This is a genomic window from Parerythrobacter lutipelagi, assembly GCF_005434975.1.
Classification (GTDB): Bacteria; Pseudomonadota; Alphaproteobacteria; order Sphingomonadales; family Sphingomonadaceae; genus Parerythrobacter_A; species Parerythrobacter_A lutipelagi.
Genome location: NZ_SKCJ01000002.1, coordinates 754,966 through 771,261, shown reverse-complemented (window position 1 = coordinate 771,261; position 16,296 = coordinate 754,966). Strand labels below are relative to the sequence as shown.

Genomic DNA, 16,296 nt, shown 5'->3' with positions numbered 1-16,296 from the left:
TTGCGAGGCGACACAGTCGCCGCCGCAATCCAGGGCGTATCGCACTCGGCTCTGGATTGCTTCGCTACGCTCGAAATGACGGTTCAAGGGTCAGGAAGTTCCTCACACTTCACATCGGGCAGCGCGACAGAAAAACGGTCACGCGCACGCGGATCGTAGAAGCGCGCATCTCGGAGGAGGACGGAGCCATCGGGCGCAAACTCTGCAAAGGGCGCACGGGACCAGAAAAGGAAGGCTTCGACTTCTGAGTTTTCCGCTCGTGCCGAATCCAGATCGCATTGCTGCAAAAGCATCGCATCGCCGACCTCTTCATAATCGATCAGGTAAGTACCGTCTCCGTTATCAGCTATGATTTCGCGCTCCCAAAACTTGATTGGCACGGGGCTCATAATAGGGTCATCAAAGGATGGGGCGTGCAAAATCACGAGTTGTGTGTTGATCCAATTCAGCCCGATATACGCCAGCGCCACGGCAATCGCGATCCTTGCAGGCCGCATCCACTCCCCGCCCCGCTTCTCCCGGCGCAGCGAGAACCATGTGGCAAAGCCCATCAGCGCCCAAAGCCACACATCAATGATGAACAGCGTATCGCCATAGAACCACTGGCTCGAAAACGGCTCAAGCAAGCGGATGCCGTAGACGTTGAGCCAGTCGAGCGCAGGGTGGGTCAGGCAGCCGATAAAGCTCAGCAGGAAGAGCCATTTGAAACTGATCGGCAGCCGCCCTTCCGGTCGCTTGCCGCGTTTCGTTTGCCAGCGGTCGAAGCCCCACAACAGCCCCGCGAGTATCAGCGGGAGCAGCACCAGCGCGGGCGGCCCATGCGTAATCCCGCGCCGGAAGCCGAGATGCTCGACCCCTTCGAGCCAGAAAAGGCACGCCGCGTCGACATCGGGCAGGTTCGCCCCGATGATCAGCGCGGGCATCGCAAGGCCCGTCTTCTTTTTCAGCCCCGCCTGTCCGAGCAATGCGCCAACGAGGGAGTGAGTCAGATTATCCATGCGCGGCGCGGACCCAAGTGGAACATGTGGAACACTGTTCAAAGCAAGGTTTTTCGCCCCGTGTATGCTGGCCTGAAACAGCAGTGAACAGAGTGGGGACTATGGCCATTTCAGCACCTTAGCCCAGCTGTGTGCGAGTAGGAAAGCTGCGTGTCAGACAGGATCCTGCGCCGTACCGCTGACCGTCCAAGTCTGCCCCTTGCCAAGCAGCTTGGCGAGGTTTGCGTCCTTGCCTGCACTCGCCCGTGCGCGCTCTTCGACGACCGCGCTTTCGAAAGTCGGGCGCGGATCGTCATACAGCACGCCCAGCGCCATCGGGAATGGCCCGAACGGCATTTCGACCAACATATGCGCCACGGTGCGATTGGTGACATCATGGACAATCACGTCAGCCGCTTCCCAATCGGGTGAGCCGTCTTCACCGGCGGCGACATCGACCACTTCGAGACAAAGCTTCTCGCGGTTGAGCGTCAGCCCCTTGGTGTCTTTAGCGAACAGCATCGGCTTGCCATTCTCCAGCCACAGCTGGCGATCTTCCGCCCCTTTGGGCGCCGCGAAATCGTCGAACACGTCCTTGTTGTAGACGATGCAGTTCTGGAAAATCTCGATGAAGGCCGCGCCCTGATGGGCGTGTGCCGCCTTGAGCACATCGGGCAGATTCTTCGACACGTCGAACCCGCGACCGACGAAGCGGGCACCCGAGCCCAGCGCAAAGGCGGCAGGTCGCGCGGGATGGTCATAGCTCCCCAGCGGGGTCGAAGGCGATTTGGTCCCTTCGCGGCTGGTGGGTGAAGCCTGCCCCTTGGTCAGGCCGTAAATCTCGTTGTTGAACAGCATGATCTGCATGTTCACATTCCTGCGAAGAACATGCATCAAGTGATTGCCGCCAATGGATAATCCGTCACCGTCGCCGGTCACCAGCCAGATATCGAGATCTGGATTGGCCAGTTTCACACCGGTCGCCACCGCCGGCGCGCGGCCGTGGATCGTGTGGAAACCGTATGTCTCCATGTAATAGGGGAAGCGGCTCGAACAGCCGATCCCGCTGATGAAGCAGGTGTTCGACGGGTCCGCCCCCAGCTGCGGCAGCGTGCGCTGCACGGCCTTCAGGATCGCGTAGTCCCCGCAACCCGGGCACCAGCGAACTTCCTGGTCGGTTTCCCAGTCCTTGAGCGTGGTTTCGATCTTAACGGGTGCGTTCATTGAATTTCACTTTCAAGAGCTGGCGAGGCGATCATGTCGAGTGACATACCAAACGAGAATACAATGCAAAGCAGGCTCAGCAATTCGGCCGGAGCGTTCGTCTCGATTAAATGTTGTCCGATTAGCACAACCGGTAAAACCATTGCGTAGACTAGTGCTTGCACCCGGTTATTATGGCCAGAAGGGACTTCCAATCGTTTGTCGATAAAGTAGGCCAAGCCCCCGCCGACCAGCAATCCCCAACACCCTGCGATCCAGTACTTCGACTGAAGATCGGCTATCCACACCACTGGGAACAGGGATATGACCGTTGCTCCAACCACGATTGCGAACGAACCAAACCTCATCCATCCGCCTCCGGGCTCGGCAACTGCTGGTCATTAACCGGCACCTCGCCGCCCTCGTTGCCTTCGATCCCATCGAAAAATTTGCCGATGGCCTCTTCCAACTCTGCGATCTGGAATGGCTGGCCGCTGGTCTTGGTGAGCGGCTGCGCATCGACGAGGAACTGGTCACGCAGCACAGTCTTGAACTGGCCGGTGTTCATTTCCGGCACCAGCACATGGTCGAAGGACTTGAGCAAATCCCCGAGGTTGCCCGGCAGCGGCCAGATGTAGCGGACATGGATATGGCTGACGTCGACGCCCTTGGCCCGCGCTCGGCGCACCGCCTGATGGATCGGGCCGAAGGTTGATCCCCAACCGACCACCGCCAGCTTGCCCGAGGTGTCACCCAGGCAAACTTCCTGATCGGGCACGGCCACGCCCAGCACCTTGTCACGTCGTGCGTCGGTCATCGCCTGATGGTTGTCGGGCGCATAGTCGATGTGGCCGGTATCGACCGCTTTCTCGATCCCGCCGATGCGGTGCATCAGATCGGGCGTGCCCGGCTTGATCCACGGACGCGCACCCTTTTCATCGCGCTTGTACGGCAACAATGTCTCGCCGCCCGCGCTATCGGTGCCGTTCTTCTGCTCGAGGAATTTCGCGGGGAACGGGGTATAATTGGCCGGATCGGGCACCTTCCACGGCTCGGCTGCGTTGGCGATATAGCCGTCGGTCAGCAGCATGACGGGGGTCATGTATTCCACCGCAATCCGGCAGGCCTCGATCGCTGCTTCGAACGCATCGCCCGGGCTGGAGCATGACACCACCGGCATCGGCGCATCGCCATTGCGGCCATAGACCGCCTGATAGAGGTCGCTCTGCTCGGTCTTGGTCGGCAGGCCGGTCGACGGGCCGCCGCGCTGGCTGTTGACGATGACCAGCGGCAGCTCGGTCATGATGGCAAGGCCCATCGCCTCGCCCTTGAGCGCAATGCCGGGGCCGGATGACGAGGTAACGCCAAGGCTGCCCGCATAGCTCGCGCCGATGGCGGCGCAGATCGCGGCAATCTCGTCTTCCGCCTGGAAGGTGGTGACACCAAACTCCTTCAGCCGCGCCAGATGATGCAGGATCGCGGAGGCCGGCGTAATCGGATAGCCGCCGAAGAACATCGGCAATTCAGCCAGCTGCGCGCCAGCCACAAGGCCGAGCGACACCGCTTCCGCGCCCGTGATCGTGCGATAGAGCCCCGGATCGCTTTCGACCGGCTCGATCGTGTATTGCTTCATCGGACCGGCCAGTTCGGCCGTTTCGCCGTAAGCATGACCCGCATCGAGTGCAGCAATATTGGCATCGGCAATATCAGGCTTGGACTTGAACTTGGCCTTCAGCCAGTCGTGGATCGGCTCTCGCGGGCGGTCGAACATCCACAGCGCGAGGCCGAGGGTCCACATGTTCTTGGAGCGTAGCGCGTCCTTGTTGCCTAGGCCGAACGGCTTGACCGCTTCGATCGTCTTTTCGCTGATGTCGAACGCCAGCACATCGTATTTCGCGAGGCTGTCATCTTCCAGCGGGTTGGCACTGTAATGCGCCTTGTCGAGGTTGCGCTTGGTGAAGGCGCCCGTGTCGGCGATCACCAGCCCGCCCGGTTTGAGCGCGGCTATATTTGTCTTGAGCGCGGCCGGGTTCATCGCGACCAGCACATCGGGCGCGTCACCTGCGGTGTTGATCTCGCGGCTGCCGAAATTGATCTGGAACGCGGAAACGCCGAACAGCGTGCCTTGCGGGGCGCGAATTTCCGCCGGGAAATCGGGGAAGGTCGCCAGATCGTTGCCCGCCAATGCGGTCGAGAGGGTGAACTGCCCGCCGGTCAGCTGCATACCGTCGCCGGAATCCCCGGCAAAACGGACAACAACGGCTTCGGGATTTTCGGTGAGAGGCGCCTTGGCCTGCGTAGCCATAAAATTCCTTTTCGTGCGCGACTGCCCGCCGCGCCTTGTGGTCGAGCCGGGCACCTATGCACCCGGTCCTGCTCCCGCAATCAAGTTTTTCTCTGCTACTGGCAAAATGTCGAGTGGAAAAGGGGCAGCGGGCCGCTAAGCTGTCGGCAAAGCGATCAGGGAGAGAAATACCATGGCCGATACCGAGCATTTTGTGCGCGACGATGTGAAGGCCTTTCTGGCCATGCTGGAGCAGATGGGCAGCCAGGGCGTGGAGGAAGTCGGCGCTGTGGAGGGCCGCGAACAGATGCGCGTCCTTGGCTCGGTCGCGGAAGCCGAAGCGCGGCCGCTGGCAGTGGTCAGGGACCTGGCCTGTCCCGGCCCTGCGGGCGAGATCCCGCTGCGGCTATACGATACGCAACAAAACCGCGATCCCGGCCCCTGCGTCATATTCATCCACGGCGGCGGTTTCGTGATCGGCGATCTCGAGGTTTATCACAATCTGTGTACGGAGATCTCGCACCATCTCGACCTGCCCGTGGTGTCGGTCGACTATCGCCTCGCGCCAGAACACCCCTTCCCCGCCGCGCCCGACGATTGCGAAGCTGCCGCGCGCTGGATTGCCTCATCACCCGAAGCGCTGGGGCGGGACATTACCGGACTGGTCATCACCGGGGATAGCGCAGGCGGGAACCTGACCATTGTCACCACCAACCAGCTGATGGCCGACCCGGCCGATGTGCCGGTGGTTGTCCAGGCCCCGATCTATCCGGTCGCCAGCGATGTCAGCCAGCATTCCAGCCTAGCATCCTTTGCCGAGGGTTTTCTTCTGACCGGCGCGGCGATGGCCTGGTTTACCGAGCAGTATGGCGGCGATGCCAGCGATCCGCGCCACACGCCGATGGTCGGGCCGTGCGACAACACCCCGCCGACCGTGATCTGCACCGCAGGGCTCGACCCTTTGCGCGATTCGGGCCGCGAATACGCAGCGCATCTGATCCAGCAGGGCACCGAAGTCAGTTACTTCGAATTTCCCGGTATCATTCACGGGTTTACAACTTTGCGTAAGGCTATACCGAGCGGGCAGTCAGACCTCGAAGCGTTCCTCGGAGCGATCAAGGTCAAGCTCGGACGCTACGGATAGGTTCACTACGCATGTCGGAACGCAATTACCGCCCCTGTGCCGGGGTGATGCTGGCCAATCGCCAGGGCCGGGTCTTCGCCGCTCAGCGCATCGATTCGAAGGACATCGGTGCATGGCAAATGCCGCAGGGCGGAATCGATCCGGGTGAAGAAATCCAGGCCGCTGCATTGCGCGAACTGGCTGAGGAAACCGGCGTAACCGCCGATCTGGTCGATATCATCGCCGCAATGCCGCATCCGGTGCGCTATGATCTGCCGGAAGAGCTGCACGGCAAGCTATGGGGCGGCAAATACCGCGGTCAGGAACAGCATTGGTTCCTCGCGCGCTTCAAAGGCGAAGATGCGGATATCGACATCAACGCGCATGACCCGCCGGAATTCTGCGAATGGAAATGGGTTGACCCGGAAGATCTGCCGGGCCTCATCGTATCCTTCAAACGCGATGTCTACCGCGCGGTGGTCAGGGAATTCCGCGAGCTGATCTGAGTGATCAGTTCTGCGTCACCTGCGTATCGGGCAGAACATTTTCCGCTGCCAGCACGCGCGGCTGCGGGCCGCGGGCGATGGCGGTGGCAAGTTCCTGAGTCTCTGCGCAACCCGAACCGCATTCGGATTCAAGCTTGGCAAGATTGGTCTTCGCCTTCTCCAGCGCGCCTTTCTCCACCAGAGCTTCGCCTTCGCCCGAAATCGCAGCGAAATTGTCCGGATCGCGGGTCAGCACTTCACGGTAATAGGCGATAGCCTTGCCTTGCATCCCGTCGCGGCGCGCGGCCTCGGCGAGGTGCAGATAGGTGCCGGTATAGGCCGGATCCACCACCAGCGCGGCTTCGAATGCGTCGATCGCCTTCTGCGGCTGCCCGGCATCCAGCGCCGCCTTGCCTTCCGCGATGAGCATCGCCGCGCGCGGTGAAGCTTCGCGTTCGCCCGCTGCGCCCATGCTCGAAGTCACAGCCAGCGCGAGTGACAGAGCGGCGGCAAGCGGGGCGTAACGCATGATGAACTCCTTGACGGCAGTCGGTCGTGAGGTGGCGGAATCTGCCATAGACTTCATCGTTAACATGCCAAAGATAGACTCGCGATGAAAAATCCGTCCGTGCCGTCATGGTACGGAGTGAGCCGCGTTCCTGCGCCGTGCTGGCGGCCGACCGGCAGGTCGAGCGGCTGTGCAGTCCATGCCGGATGGCTGGTCAGGAAAGCGGCGATGCCGTCCATCCCTTCCGCATCGAGCAGCGAGCAAGTCACGTATACCAGTCTGCCGCCGGGCTTGACCAGTTGCGATCCGATATCGAGCAACCGCGCCTGCGCCTCGGCATAATTCTCGATCTGTTTGCGATCGATCCGCCAGCGCGCCTCGGGATTGCGGCGCCATGTTCCGGTGCCTGAACACGGCGCGTCGACGAGGACTGCGTCTGCCTTGGCGCGGTAGTCAGCCAAGGTCTCGATTTCCTTGCCCGGGTCGAGCAGCACGGTTTCGATTATGCCTGCACCGGCCCGCTCTGCACGCGGCGGGAGATTGCCCATCCGGCGCTTGTCGGTGTCGCTCGCAATCAGGGTGCCGCGATTGTCCATCGCTGCCGCCAGCGATAACGTTTTGCCCCCTGCCCCGGCGCACAAATCGATGATTGTTTCGCCGGGCTGCGCCTTGACCGCCGCACAGGCCCATTGGCTGCCATGATCCTGCACTTCGATCCGGCCTTCGCGATAGGCGGGCCATTGCTCGACCTGCGTGCCGGTTGCAAAGCGCAAAGCGTGCGGTGCGGCCAGCGTCTCGCCTGCTTCTGGCAATTCGACTGTCCCGCGATCCGCCTTCAGAGCGTTGACGCGGATGTCCAGCGGCGCGCGTTCCAGCAGGCTTTCGCCCTCTTCCCGGCTGATACCGGATTTCGCCAGCAAATTGGCCAGCCAATCGACAGCCACTCCGCCCTTCGCCACCGGTTCGGCCGGGTCGATTGCCGCGGGCCCGTAATTCGAGCCATCGAACAAGGCCCGCAGCGCAGCATCTTCGCCAAAATGGCGCAACATCGCTGCGCGGCCGGTTGCCGGGATGGGCCCGCAATCACGGATGGCACCGTATACCAGTTCGCGCACCGCGCGGCGATCTTTCGACCCGGCGTAGCGGTTTGCCTTGGCCCAATCCGCCATGATCCTGTCCGCTGGCGCACCATTGGAACGCGCAGCGTCGATGATGGCATCGAGGATCACGATCGCCGACTGGACGCGAGCTGCGGGCGTCACGCCCCTGCTCCTGCAAGGCTAGCGTGTCGGATAATTCGGTGCTTCCCGTGTAATCGCGACATCATGCACATGGCTTTCGCTGAGGCCCGCATTGGTAATGCGAACAAACTGCCCGCGCGCCTGCAGGTCGGTGATTGTGGCGCTGCCGGTGTATCCCATCGCAGCTTTCACTCCGCCGACCAGCTGGTGAATGACATCCGCAGCAGGTCCTTTGAACGGCACCTGGCCTTCGATCCCTTCCGGAACCAGCTTCATGGCTGAAACATCGGCCTGGAAATAGCGGTCTGCGCTGCCGCGCGCCATCGCACCCACGCTGCCCATACCGCGATAGGCCTTGTAGCTGCGGCCCTGATACAGGAAGGTTTCTCCCGGACTTTCAGCTGTGCCCGCCAGCATCGAGCCGACCATGATGGTCGACGCGCCGGCGGCCAGCGCCTTGGCCGCATCGCCCGAGGTGCGCAGCCCGCCATCGGCAATAACCGGCACGTTTGATTTGGCGGCTTCCTCTGCGCTTTCGATGATCGCGGTCAGTTGCGGAACGCCGACCCCGGCGACCACGCGCGTGGTGCAGATGGACCCCGGCCCGATACCGACCTTCACTGCATCCGCACCGGCATCGATCAGCGCCCGGGTCGCTTCGGCAGTCGCGACGTTGCCTGCGATGATCTGGACCGAATTGCTCAGCGTTTTCGCCCGCTCGACCGCTTTGGCGACATCCTTGTTATGGCCGTGAGCGGTGTCGATGATCACCACATCGACTTCGGCATCGATCAGCGCTTCGGTGCGCGCAAATCCCTTGTCGCCCACTGTCGTTGCAGCGGCCACCCGCAGACGTCCGGAATGATCCTTCGTCGCATCGGGGTAATTCACCGCTTTCTCGATATCCTTCACAGTGATCAGGCCGATGCATCTGTAATCATCGTCCACTACCAGCAGTTTCTCGATCCGGCGTTGGTGCAGCAGACGGCGCGCCTCTTCCTGACCTGTTCCGAGCGGGACGACGGCAAGATTTTCCGTGGTCATCAACTCGCGCACCGGCTGCATCGGGTTCTCAGCAAAGCGCACGTCGCGATTGGTCAGGATACCGGCCAGCTTGCCGCCGCGGTCCGTAACCGGGATACCGCTGATGCGGTGCTGGGTCATCAGCGCCTGCGCTTCGCCCAAAGTTGCGTCCGGCGCGATGGTGATCGGGTTGACCACCATGCCGCTTTCGAACCGCTTGACCGCACGCACAGCGGCGCATTGCTCGTCCACTTCGAGGTTGCGGTGCAACACGCCGATGCCGCCCAGCTGTGCCATGACAATCGCCATGTCGGCTTCGGTCACAGTGTCCATCGCAGCGGATACGATCGGGATATTGAGCGCGATCTCGCGCGTCAGCCGCGTCGCGGTGTTCGCCATGGAGGGAAGAATCTCGCTCGCAGCCGGGCGCAACAGCACGTCGTCGAAGGTGAGGCCGAGGGGGATATCGTTAATCTGCACGAGGCGCCTTTCAAAAAAATTCGCGCGGGAGGGATCGTGCGCCGCCCCTTAACCGGAACCATGACGCTCGGCTAGCCCATGCGCGCAGAAAGTGGCGCTATTGCTCGGGCGCGTCTTCGCCCGGATTGTATGTCGCTCCGCTGCCGAAATATTCGAGCAGCGCCACATGGAGGAAGATATCCTCCGTCGCACCGCCCAATTCGAGGTCTTCGCGCCACTCATCACTCGCTGCGTGATAGTGAGTCGACATGAAATCCGAGAACGCCTGTTCGTCACCCATTGCTGTGCCGACCAGAACCGTTGGAACATCGCGCGAAAGTAGAGCCCAGCCATCCTGCCGCCGGACAAACTGCTGGTGTTCCTCACGAATATCAAGCGTCCGGCCGAGTGCTCCGGCCACTTCGCGTATGCCGCGATCAAGCGGAGTACGTCCGTCGCCGATCACCGTTATCGGCGCACCTCGGGGCGAAATTGCCATGGTATCCATATTGAACGCCGCCACGACTGTCGGAAGCGCGAACGGCGGGTCCTCGGCCAAGGCTTCGGCCCCCAGCAAGCCGAGCTCTTCCGCCGTCGTACCGACGACGTAAAGATCGCGGTCGAGCGGTCCGCTGGCGGCGACAATGCGAGCGGTCTCGAGCATCACGCCGACGCCGCTCGCATTGTCCACTGCGCCATTGCACAGCCGATCTTCATCGTCTTCGTTGCCGCAGGTTCCCAGATGGTCCCAATGCGACAGCATTAGCACCACACCGCTGCCGATTTCCTTGCCCGGGAGACGACCGATGACATTTGCAGTCTCGATAGTTTCGCGGCTCTGTTCGCCAACCAGACTGGCGGTCGCGGCCAGCAGGATCGGCCCGTTGGCTGCGCGTGCCTCTTCGGCAATCTCCGCGACAGGAGTGCCGAGCACGCGCGAAAGAATCTCGACATTGGCAGGCGACAACAGAGCGAACGCGGTTGTTTCGTCCTCTTGTGTCGCAAGACTGAAACGGCCGCGGCGGAAACCCCTTGCAAACTGCTCGTACCGTTCCTGATCTTCGAACAGGGCAACGATCGCTCCCGGTTCTGCCGCCAACAGGGCGGTCGCGACAGATTGCACATCATCTGCATGGACGAAGGCGACCTGCCCTTTGAGTGATCCTTCGCGCAGCCGCAGGTCCGAACCGACGAACACCGCGATCTTGTCGGCGAAGCTGAAAGTCTTGGCCTCCATTCTGACGACCAGGCCCTCGCCGCTGATCGTCGCATCGCGGCGGCCCTGAACGACTGTCAGGGTTGATGAGCGGGGCGCATAGCTCGAAAGCTCGATTGGCTGGCGCCATTCACCGCCGCCCGCGCCAGGCTCGAAGCCATAGGCCGCCAGCTGGTCGGCGATATATTGTTCGGTCATCCGGCCGCCTTCAGTGCCAGGCGCGCGCCCGCCATATTCAGGCGCAGCGAGCACCCTGATATGTTCGTCGAGCGCGCTGCGAGCGGCAGCGAAGTCGGTTTCGGCCGAAGGCACGGTTGCGCAGGCGCCAAGCGCCAATGCCGCCAGCAAGGCGATCAGGCTGCGCAACCCTGTCATAACCCCTGCTTCCTCTCCTCGCCTGCGCTACTGAGCGGTCCAGCCGCCATCGATGCTCCAGTTCGCCCCGGTTACATTGCCAGCTTCCTCGCGGCAAAGGAACGCCGCGAGCGCGCCGATTTCTGCCGGCTGGACGAACTTCTTTGTCGGCGTTTTCGCCAGCAGGACATCGTTGATCACTTCGTCGCGGGTCATGCCGCGCGCCTTCATGGTGTCCGGTATCTGGTTTTCGACCAGCGGGGTCCACACATAGCCCGGGCTGATGCAATTCGCCGTCACACCGGTCTGCGCGAGTTCCAGCGCGATCGTTTTCGTGAAGCCGTCGATCCCGTGTTTGCTGGCGTTATACGCGCTTTTGAACGGTGAGGCAGTCTTCGAATGCGCGCTGGCGGTGTTGATGATCCGGCCCCACCCCCGTTCCTTCATATGCGGCACAGCCAGCCGCACGGTGTGGAACGCCGCTGTGAGATTGAGCGCAATGATCGCATTCCACCTGTCGACCGGGAAATCGTCCACCGGCGCGACGTGCTGCATACCGGCGTTGTTGATGAGAATATCAACCGGCCCGGCTTCGGCCATCAATTGCTCGCAGCCTTCCTGCGACAACAGATCCGCACCGACATGCCGGGCCGATAACTCGTCGCACAGCGTCGCGATCTCAGCAGCATCGCCAAACCCGTTCAGGACAATGTCTGCCCCTTCAGCGGCCAGCGCGCGTGCGACAGCCAGACCGATGCCCGATGTCGAGCCGGTCACAAGTGCGCGTTTGCCGGAAAGGAACATTGCGATCTCCTGGAGGTTGTGAATCTTGCGGGCTTTACCTGCGAGCGTATTTGCGAGCATTAAGTTCCGTGTCCAGCGCAATCGCCGGACGAGATATAACACTCCGGGGGAGCATCCATGCGTCTGAACCGCTTCGATCCTAGCAATATCCGTGTCGGCACCACTCGCGGAGGCGGCGGCGGATTCCCCGGCGGCGGCGGAGGCAAGGCGGGCTGCGGGACTTTGGTCATAGTGCTGATTGCTGCGCTGGTATTCGGCGTCGATCCGGCACAAATGCTCGGCGGCGGTGACACACAAACCGCTCCACGAATGGAGCAAGCCGGCGGTCAGACGGCGGAAGAACTCTGCAATTCGAACCAGTATGCGCTGGAGACCTGCAACGCTCTGTCATCGCTCAACGACACCTGGCAGCCGGTTTTCCAACAGGCCGGCGTGCCATTCCAGGACCCGATCCTGCGTTTCCCCGCAAGCAACCGTTTCAGCACCGGTTGCGGCAGCGGCTCTGTCGGCATGGGGCCGTTCTACTGCCCGGGCGACCAGACGATCTACATCGATGTGAATTTCTACGACCAGCTGGCGAGCATGTCGGGCAAAGGCGGTGATTTTGCGCGCTACTATGTCATCGCGCACGAATACGGCCACCATATCCAGTATCTGACCGGCGTTGCCGGCCAGATACGCAGCTTGCAGCAGCGCAACCCGCGCCAGTCGAACCAGCTGCAGGTGCGGATGGAACTGCAGGCCGATTGCTATGCCGGCGTGTGGGCGGGCAAGAACCGCAACCTGATCGAACCGGGCGATCTCGAAGAAGGGATGCGCGCTGCCGCTGCGATCGGGGACGACACGCTCCAGAGAAGCGCCGGCCAGCGGGTCAATCCGGAAGGCTTCACCCACGGCACCAGCCAGCAGCGGATGCAGGCGCTACAGCTTGGTTTGCAATCGGGCGATGACACCCAGTGCGACCGGATCGTCGAGATGCAGTAAGGCGGGGACCAAACTGGCCCCCGCCTGTCCCCATCACACCGCAAAGCTTTCCTCGTGCTCCTCGCCCTGCCTGAGCGACCATTCGACGTTGCGCGTGGCGTACATAACGGCAGCGAGCGCGGCGAACAGCAACACTGAGCCGATCATCAGCGCCCATGCTTCAAGGCTGAGCAGAATGTAGAGCGTCACGTAGAGGCCGGTCAGCATGCCGCCGATCATTCCTGCCCGTCGCCATCCTCCCAGGATTGCCGCGCTGTAGCTTGTCAGCAGCCCGATCACCGCCGCGCTGGCCACAATGTACGCCCAGGTGAATCCGACCACTTCGGCGAAAGCGAGCAGCATGACGAAGAACAGCACCAGCCCGACACCGGTCAGCAAATATTCCGCCGAAGCGACACGTGCGCCGCCAACCACATCGAACATCAGATAGGCCAGGAAGGTGAAACCGATGAACAGGAAGCCATATTTCACCGACCGGTCGACCTGGCTGTAAAGGTCGACCGGCTCGACCAGCCTGATCGTGGCAGACTTGCTCTGACCAGCTGCGATCGGTGCATCATAGGCCATGCGCTCGGACGCATGCGGTGGCGGCGGTCCGGCCTCGTCGAGAGTCACCAGCGCTTCTCCCAAGGCAAGGTTGGTGATCCCCGAATAAGTCGCCTTGAAACCGTCGCTCGTGACTTCGCGGCTGTCGTTCTCAGGCAGGAAGCTGCCGCCGAAACTCGGGTGCTGCCAGGGTGATGAAATCGTCCATTCGGTCTCGCCGCCTCGTGGGACCATGGCGAATGATTTGCTGCCCCGCAGGCCGTAGACCCAGGCGACTTCCAGCGAGGCGCTCCCATCCCAATCCACAGCGGTCGAGAAGCCGTTCCCGCCCGTGCTGCGCGGGCCATTGCCAGGCTGCAACGTCATCGCCTGACCACCAACCGAAACCGATGTCCCGTCAGTCAGTCCGCGCGGATCGGAAATGCCGAAACGCAATTCGGCCTGATCGAGCAGCAAAGCGCTGCGCTCGATGCCAAGTCGCGAAAAATCCTCCGGCAAGTCAAAACTGGCGGTGCCTTGCGTATCGGAATCGTAGATCACCGAACGGTAAATCGAATATTCCTTGTAGTCCGGTGTCAGCTCGGTCGCGATGCTCTGCTGCGTGGGCGCAAGAAACAGCTCCCGCCGCGCCGTCACGGTCCGGCGGCGTTGCTCCCCATTGACCGTTTCCGTCTCGACCGAAGTGCCGGTGAAAGGAATGACCAGCACCGGGCCGGCAATAGTCTGCTCACCGCCCCAACCTGCGGTGATCGCATCCTGCGCGACCTCCGATTGGGACTGCCGGTCGTTGACCAGCGCGTAGACCATGATGAGCGGCACAAGCAGCACGAAGCCGATGATGCACACGAACAAAAGCTTCAGCCCCGGGCTGCGCTGGGTCATTCCAATCCTCCTCCATTACGACGAGCCGTGCAATACGAGCGACGAATGAATGTCTACTGAATGTGGAGGATGGCCGCGACAGGCGCGATGCCATGGATCGGGCATGAGCCGTCCCAGCCCATGAGAAAGGGCGGAGAAGCCTCTGCCTCCCCGCCCCATGCGGAACTTTCGCCTCGGGAAAAGCGGTCAGTCCCGACTTTTCCAGCTGGCGATTTTCTCGTCGAGCGCCTTGATCACTTCAGCGCGCATTTCCGCGTCCATTTCTCTGGTGCGCGCAATTTCCGCGCGGGCCTGCTTCAGCCCTTCGAGTGCCTGCGCCATCACATCGCTGGTGCACAAGCGGGTTACAGTCTCGCCGTCTTTGGTCCGCCATTCGGCACCCTTGTCTCCGCCGCGGCATTCAATGCTGACCTTGGTCATGCCATGTTTGGCACCATCGAGCTCGATCTTTGCGACGCGCATTTGGTGCATCGCCGCATCGATTTCCGCATCCGCTTCGTCGAGGCTGCGGCGAACTTCAGCCATGATCTTGTCCCGATCGGCAGCGCTAAGCTTGTTTTCCGGATCGCGGATCATGACCTTGCGCTCGACATGCTTTGCCGGATGCTCTGAACCATCGGCATGCTTTTCAGACGTGTTGTGCACGATGACCCGGCGCTCGACCCGAACCGTATCACCGTTTTCATCGACTTCGACTTCGATGTCAGGCGCAGCCTGGAGCATCATCGGCAACGGCGGCGCCGGGGGTGCGGGCGGCACCGGTACCGCACCCGGTGCAAGTGACGAGAGAGGTGCAGCCGGGGCCGCTGGCGCAGCCGGTGCGCTGGCATAAGTGATGGTTGCAGTCAGCGGCAGGGCGAGCAAGCCGGCGGCCATCAAGGCGCGGCCGGCTGTGCGGCGGCGCGGGGAAATATCGGACATCGTCAAACTCCTGAGACGGTGGATAATGGATTTGTCGCCCAGCACCGGGCACGCCATGGGCGCTGCCAGTGCGACATGAGGACCGGTCGCAAAACCGGCTATGACGGAAGCGTAAGCCCCCTTGTGTTCAGTCCCGCGCGACGCGATGACCCGGGCATCGCAGGCGGCTTCCTGGTCGCGCCGCATCGCCCGCCAGCCAACCCACCCCAATGGGTTGAACCAGTGCATTGCGAAGAGCGGCTGGACCGCGAAATTGGCGAGCAGGTCATGCCCGCGGTGGTGAGCAAGTTCGTGCTCCAAGGCGAGATCACGCGTGGTCCGCTCGGTCAGGGCCATGAAACCAAGCGGCAATGCGATGATCTTGTCGCGCACGCCGAATGCTATCGGGGCATTGGTCGCTGGCGTTTCAATCAGGCGGACCTTGCCCGCTTCGCCCATTGGACGCGCTTCTGCGAGCAACTCTCGGCGCATGGCAAAATATTGCTGGAAGCGGCGGACCAGAAAAGCAGTGGTTCCCAGCGCCCAGATAACCAGCGCGATCGCCAGCCAGTTGACCGGCTCTGCTGCAGGTGTCGCGGCAAGCGGTGCGGCAGCTTCCTCGCTGGTCATGACGGTATAGGTGAACGAAGCGTCGGGCGCAGCAGGTTCGGCCGGGGCAAGCCATGCCGGCAGTTCAAGCGGCGGCATCAACAGGCGCGCGAACGGCAAGGCCCACAGCGCATAGGCCGCCTGCGGGCCGAGCCAGCGGCTCACCGGCCGGCGGAGCAGCAGAACGATGCCGATCAGCACGCCGGTCCACAGCAGCGTTTCGAGCAGGAATTGCTCGGGCCCCTCACCCACCAGCGCGCTCATTTGCGCAGCTCCTTGAGCAGGGCTTCCATTTCGTCGATATCTTTCTCGCTCAACGCTTCCCGTTCCGCCAGATGCGCGAACAGCGGCGCAGCGCGGCCAGCGAACAGGCGATCGACCAGACGGCGCGATTCCGTGCCGATATAGTCGGCCTTCGCGAGGACCGGCGTGTAAAGGAAACGGCGACCGTCAGGTGCGGTGGCAACGGCATTCTTGGCGACAAGGCGGCTCAGCAAAGTCTTGACCGTCGGCATCGACCAGTCGCGCGCTTCACAAACCGCTTCGCAAACCTCGGCAGCGGTCAGCGGGCTGCGTTCCCACAGTACCTCCATCACCGCATGCTCGGCTTCGCTTATCCGCTCTGGCTTGTTGTCTGCTGGCAGTGCCACGCCGGACCTCCCTCTTGTCGTCGCTCTGGACGATTACGTCTGTAGGCG

At 62.1% G+C, this 16,296-nt stretch carries 15 protein-coding genes; 3 read left to right on the top strand and 12 right to left on the bottom strand.

From position 1 onward, the window contains the following. Positions 1-83: 83 nt before the first annotated feature. From E0502_RS12070 to E0502_RS12055, 4 genes are all read right to left on the bottom strand, one after another. Positions 84-998 (bottom strand): metal-dependent hydrolase, encoded by a 915-nt coding sequence (locus tag E0502_RS12070; RefSeq protein ID WP_137678245.1) that lies wholly within the window; start codon positions 996-998, stop codon positions 84-86. A gap of 153 nt (positions 999-1,151) precedes the next feature. Continuing rightward, positions 1,152-2,201 carry a 2-oxoacid:ferredoxin oxidoreductase subunit beta gene (locus E0502_RS12065; protein ID WP_137678244.1) on the bottom strand — a complete coding sequence of 350 codons (1,050 nt, stop codon included), beginning with the start codon at positions 2,199-2,201 and terminating at the stop codon, positions 1,152-1,154. Beyond that, a complete protein-coding gene (locus E0502_RS12060) occupies positions 2,198-2,548 on the bottom strand; it encodes a hypothetical protein (RefSeq protein WP_137678243.1) in 351 nt (116 codons plus the stop codon). The genes E0502_RS12065 and E0502_RS12060 overlap by 4 nt, the downstream gene beginning before the upstream one ends. Then, the gene (locus E0502_RS12055; RefSeq protein WP_137678242.1) at positions 2,545-4,485 is read right to left on the bottom strand and encodes a 2-oxoacid:acceptor oxidoreductase subunit alpha; all 1,941 of its coding nucleotides are present in this window, start codon (positions 4,483-4,485) and stop codon (positions 2,545-2,547) included. Before E0502_RS12055 ends, E0502_RS12060 begins: the two co-directional genes overlap by 4 nt. A 172-nt stretch (positions 4,486-4,657) precedes the next feature. On the opposite strand from E0502_RS12055, the gene E0502_RS12050 reads away from it, so the two are divergent. Continuing rightward, on the top strand, positions 4,658-5,608 hold the full coding sequence (locus tag E0502_RS12050) for an alpha/beta hydrolase (protein ID WP_137678241.1): 951 nt from the start codon (positions 4,658-4,660) through the stop codon (positions 5,606-5,608). Positions 5,609-5,619: 11 nt separating this feature from the next. Continuing rightward, positions 5,620-6,093, top strand: coding sequence for an RNA pyrophosphohydrolase (locus E0502_RS12045; RefSeq protein ID WP_137678240.1), 474 nt, complete (start codon positions 5,620-5,622; stop codon positions 6,091-6,093). Positions 6,094-6,097: 4 nt separating this feature from the next. Here E0502_RS12045 and E0502_RS12040 read toward each other — a convergent pair whose 3' ends face one another. The 5 genes from E0502_RS12040 to E0502_RS12020 all read right to left on the bottom strand — a co-directional run bounded on the left by E0502_RS12040 (position 6,098) and on the right by E0502_RS12020 (position 11,677). Then, positions 6,098-6,601 (bottom strand): tetratricopeptide repeat protein, encoded by a 504-nt coding sequence (locus E0502_RS12040; RefSeq protein ID WP_240049052.1) that lies wholly within the window; start codon positions 6,599-6,601, stop codon positions 6,098-6,100. Positions 6,602-6,660: 59 nt separating this feature from the next. After that, complete coding sequence (locus E0502_RS12035; RefSeq protein WP_137678238.1) at positions 6,661-7,842, bottom strand: RsmB/NOP family class I SAM-dependent RNA methyltransferase; 1,182 nt, start codon at positions 7,840-7,842, stop codon at positions 6,661-6,663. An 18-nt stretch (positions 7,843-7,860) separates the two neighbouring features. Beyond that, a complete protein-coding gene (gene guaB, locus E0502_RS12030) occupies positions 7,861-9,324 on the bottom strand; it encodes an IMP dehydrogenase (RefSeq protein ID WP_137678237.1) in 1,464 nt (487 codons plus the stop codon). A gap of 97 nt (positions 9,325-9,421) precedes the next feature. After that, positions 9,422-10,894, bottom strand: a complete 1,473-nt coding sequence (locus E0502_RS12025) for a M28 family peptidase (RefSeq protein WP_137678236.1) — start codon at positions 10,892-10,894, stop codon at positions 9,422-9,424. Positions 10,895-10,921: 27 nt separating this feature from the next. Next, positions 10,922-11,677 carry a 3-hydroxybutyrate dehydrogenase gene (locus tag E0502_RS12020; protein ID WP_137678235.1) on the bottom strand — a complete coding sequence of 252 codons (756 nt, stop codon included), beginning with the start codon at positions 11,675-11,677 and terminating at the stop codon, positions 10,922-10,924. 117 nt (positions 11,678-11,794) lie between these two features. On the opposite strand from E0502_RS12020, the gene ypfJ reads away from it, so the two are divergent. Further along, complete coding sequence (gene ypfJ, locus E0502_RS12015) at positions 11,795-12,661, top strand: KPN_02809 family neutral zinc metallopeptidase (RefSeq protein ID WP_137678234.1); 867 nt, start codon at positions 11,795-11,797, stop codon at positions 12,659-12,661. A 33-nt stretch (positions 12,662-12,694) separates the two neighbouring features. On the opposite strand, the gene creD is transcribed toward ypfJ, so the two are convergent. The 3 genes from creD to E0502_RS12000 form a co-directional block, all read right to left on the bottom strand. After that, entirely contained in the window at positions 12,695-14,089 is a 1,395-nt protein-coding gene (creD, locus tag E0502_RS12010; protein WP_137678233.1) for a cell envelope integrity protein CreD, read from the bottom strand. Positions 14,090-14,275: 186 nt separating this feature from the next. Then, positions 14,276-15,862 carry a M56 family metallopeptidase gene (locus E0502_RS12005; protein WP_137678232.1) on the bottom strand — a complete coding sequence of 529 codons (1,587 nt, stop codon included), beginning with the start codon at positions 15,860-15,862 and terminating at the stop codon, positions 14,276-14,278. Next, positions 15,859-16,248 (bottom strand): BlaI/MecI/CopY family transcriptional regulator, encoded by a 390-nt coding sequence (locus E0502_RS12000; RefSeq protein ID WP_275668362.1) that lies wholly within the window; start codon positions 16,246-16,248, stop codon positions 15,859-15,861. The genes E0502_RS12005 and E0502_RS12000 overlap by 4 nt, the downstream gene beginning before the upstream one ends. Positions 16,249-16,296: the final 48 nt, after the last annotated feature.

Excerpts from the sequence above, each read along its gene's own strand:
- E0502_RS12070 (WP_137678245.1), bottom strand. The coding sequence starts at position 998 with ATGGATAATCTGACTCACTCCCTCGTTGGCGCATTGCTCGGACAGGCG.
- E0502_RS12065 (WP_137678244.1), bottom strand. The coding sequence starts at position 2,201 with ATGAACGCACCCGTTAAGATCGAAACCACGCTCAAGGACTGGGAAACC.
- E0502_RS12060 (WP_137678243.1), bottom strand. The coding sequence starts at position 2,548 with ATGAGGTTTGGTTCGTTCGCAATCGTGGTTGGAGCAACGGTCATATCC.
- E0502_RS12055 (WP_137678242.1), bottom strand. The coding sequence starts at position 4,485 with ATGGCTACGCAGGCCAAGGCGCCTCTCACCGAAAATCCCGAAGCCGTT.
- E0502_RS12050 (WP_137678241.1), top strand. The coding sequence starts at position 4,658 with ATGGCCGATACCGAGCATTTTGTGCGCGACGATGTGAAGGCCTTTCTG.
- E0502_RS12045 (WP_137678240.1), top strand. The coding sequence starts at position 5,620 with ATGTCGGAACGCAATTACCGCCCCTGTGCCGGGGTGATGCTGGCCAAT.
- E0502_RS12040 (WP_240049052.1), bottom strand. The coding sequence starts at position 6,601 with ATGCGTTACGCCCCGCTTGCCGCCGCTCTGTCACTCGCGCTGGCTGTG.
- E0502_RS12025 (WP_137678236.1), bottom strand. The coding sequence starts at position 10,894 with ATGACAGGGTTGCGCAGCCTGATCGCCTTGCTGGCGGCATTGGCGCTT.
- E0502_RS12020 (WP_137678235.1), bottom strand. The coding sequence starts at position 11,677 with ATGTTCCTTTCCGGCAAACGCGCACTTGTGACCGGCTCGACATCGGGC.
- ypfJ (WP_137678234.1), top strand. The coding sequence starts at position 11,795 with ATGCGTCTGAACCGCTTCGATCCTAGCAATATCCGTGTCGGCACCACT.
- creD (WP_137678233.1), bottom strand. The coding sequence starts at position 14,089 with ATGACCCAGCGCAGCCCGGGGCTGAAGCTTTTGTTCGTGTGCATCATC.
- E0502_RS12005 (WP_137678232.1), bottom strand. The coding sequence starts at position 15,862 with ATGAGCGCGCTGGTGGGTGAGGGGCCCGAGCAATTCCTGCTCGAAACG.